The 2,148-nt window shown below is 67.0% G+C and carries 3 protein-coding genes; 2 read left to right on the forward strand and 1 reads right to left on the reverse strand.

From position 1 onward, the window contains the following. Positions 1-64: 64 nt before the first annotated feature. Both Q4F73_RS06550 and Q4F73_RS06555 read left to right on the forward strand, forming a co-directional pair. Positions 65-367, forward strand: a complete 303-nt coding sequence (locus Q4F73_RS06550) for a hypothetical protein (protein WP_303358552.1) — start codon at positions 65-67, stop codon at positions 365-367. A 7-nt stretch (positions 368-374) separates the two neighbouring features. Beyond that, positions 375-1,649, forward strand: a complete 1,275-nt coding sequence (locus Q4F73_RS06555) for a DUF2254 domain-containing protein (protein WP_303358553.1) — start codon at positions 375-377, stop codon at positions 1,647-1,649. Here Q4F73_RS06555 and Q4F73_RS06560 read toward each other — a convergent pair. Beyond that, entirely contained in the window at positions 1,646-1,966 is a 321-nt protein-coding gene (locus tag Q4F73_RS06560; RefSeq protein ID WP_303358554.1) for a metal-sensitive transcriptional regulator, read from the reverse strand. The two genes, Q4F73_RS06555 and Q4F73_RS06560, sit on opposite strands and share 4 nt — an antisense overlap. Positions 1,967-2,148: the final 182 nt, after the last annotated feature.

The following is a 2,148-nucleotide window of genomic DNA, read 5'->3' on the forward strand; positions in this document are numbered from 1 at the left end:
TCGGCGTCGATAAGCAGAGCCGGGAACACGACCGTGTTCCTGGCTTGGTCGTAACCTGGGTGGCATGACCTTCTACTTCGACGTCGACTGTGGTTTCTGCCGACAGGCCGCGCACCGGCTGCAGCGCTACGCGCCGCTGATCGACATCGCCGCCCTGCCCTTGCGTCACCACGCCATCTACCGCAGTGCGGGTGGGGACGAACTGGGGCACCGCGCCATCGGCGCAGCCTTGCGCGACGGCGGGGGACCGCTGTGGGCGCGGGTCGGTGGACGGGTGCTGCTGGCCCGAGCGCTGGACCGCCTGTGGTCGCTGGCCTACCGCTGGGTGGCGGCGAATCGCCCACTCGTCTCGCGGCTGGTGGGATGATGAAGGGGTGAGTGAGCAACGAGTACGCGGCGCGGTCCCCGACGTCCCCCGGGAGACCCGCTGGCAACGCCTCTGGTCCCCCTTCTGGATGATCCCCGCCGTCAGCGTCGTGGCGGCCCTGGTGGCCGGGGTGGTCATCCCCACGCTGGAGGCCCGGGACCCCGGCGACCCGCTCTTCTTCGTCTTCTCCGGTGGCCCGGATGCCGCCCGCGAGGTGCTCGGCGTCATCGCCGCGGCCACGATCTCCGTCACGGGCCTGGTGTTCTCCAACACCCTCGTCGTCCTGCAGCTGGTCAACAGCTCGTTCAGCCCCCGCATGCTCGACGGCTTCCTGCGCAGCCGCATCGTCCAGGGCACGTTGGCGATCTTCCTGTCCACCTTCGTCTTCGCCCTCACCGTCACCCGCTACGTGTGGAACCCCCGTGACGGCGACGACGGTTACGTGCCCCGCCTGTCGGTGACCATCTCCTTCGCCATGGTGCTCATGTGCCTCGGCTTCTTCCTCGCCTTCATCCGCCACATCCTGTCGTCGATGAAGGTGGCCAACGTGGTGTGGGCGATCGGCACGGAGACCCTCGCCCTGGCGAAGGAGATGTACCCGGCCCACGCGGACACCGACACGCCCGCCCAGGGGCCGACGTGGTCGCCACGGCCCGGCGATCCCCGGCAGGAGGTGTGCACCGGTCAGACCGGCAACATCGTCTGGTTCGACTACCAGAAGCTCCTGCGCTGGGCCACGGACAACGACGCCGTGGTCACCATCGACCGCAGCGTCGGCGAGTACATCGTCGACGGCCAGTGCATCATGCGGGTGTGGGGCGAGGGCGAGGTTACCGACAAGGACTGCACGCAGCTCAACAGTGCTGTGGCCGTGCGGATGGAGCGCACCATGACCCAGGACGTCGGCTTCGGCATCCGCCAACTCGTCGACATCGCCGACCGCTCCCTGTCTCCCGGCACCAACGATCCCACGACCACCGTCCAGGCGATCCAGGAACTCCACCGCGTCTTCCGCTACCTGGTCACCTGCGTGGAACCCAGCCCCTACATCGCCGACGACGACCGCGAGGTCCGCGTCGTGCACCGCCCCCAGGAGATCACCGGCTTCATCGACGACGCCCTCGCCGAGATCCTCAACTACGCCGAAGGCCAGGCGCAGGTTCCCGACGTCATGCTCACCATGGTCGATGACCTCCTGGTCGCCAGCGTCGACCGTTACCGGCCCACGCTGGAGCGCTGGCGGGCGCGCCTGGCCGAGGAATTCGAGGACGCGGACGTCTAGGACTTCACCATCTTCTGGATCGCCCGCATGGCCTCCTCGATCTTCGCCTCCGCGGCCTCCCCGTCCTCCTTGGCCGCGCCGGCCACGCAATGGGAGATGTGGTCCTGCAGCATCGCCAGAGCCACGTTCTCCAGCGCCGAGGTCACGGCAGAGACCTGGGTGAGAATGTCGATGCAGTACTGATCCTCATCGATCATCCGGTGGATACCCCGCGTCTGGCCCTCGATCCGCTTGAGGCGGGCCAGGTACTTCGCCTTGTTCTCGTTGTACCCGTGAACATTCGGCTCGTGGCACGAGCAGGTCGCAGCGTCGGTCATGCCTTCGAGGATAGACCACCGCGCGTGCCGCAAAAGGGTGGTGGTGCCTGCGGTTTTGATCTGAACACACCATGAAGTAGCATTCTTAATCAGTCGCACGTCCCAGAGCCCATCTGGCGCAAAGACTGGCCCCCATCGTCTAGTGGCCTAGGACACCGCCCTTTCACGGCGGCGACACGGGT

It is taken from the genome of Corynebacterium sp., assembly GCF_030535495.1.
Lineage (GTDB): Bacteria > Actinomycetota > Actinomycetes > Mycobacteriales > Mycobacteriaceae > Corynebacterium.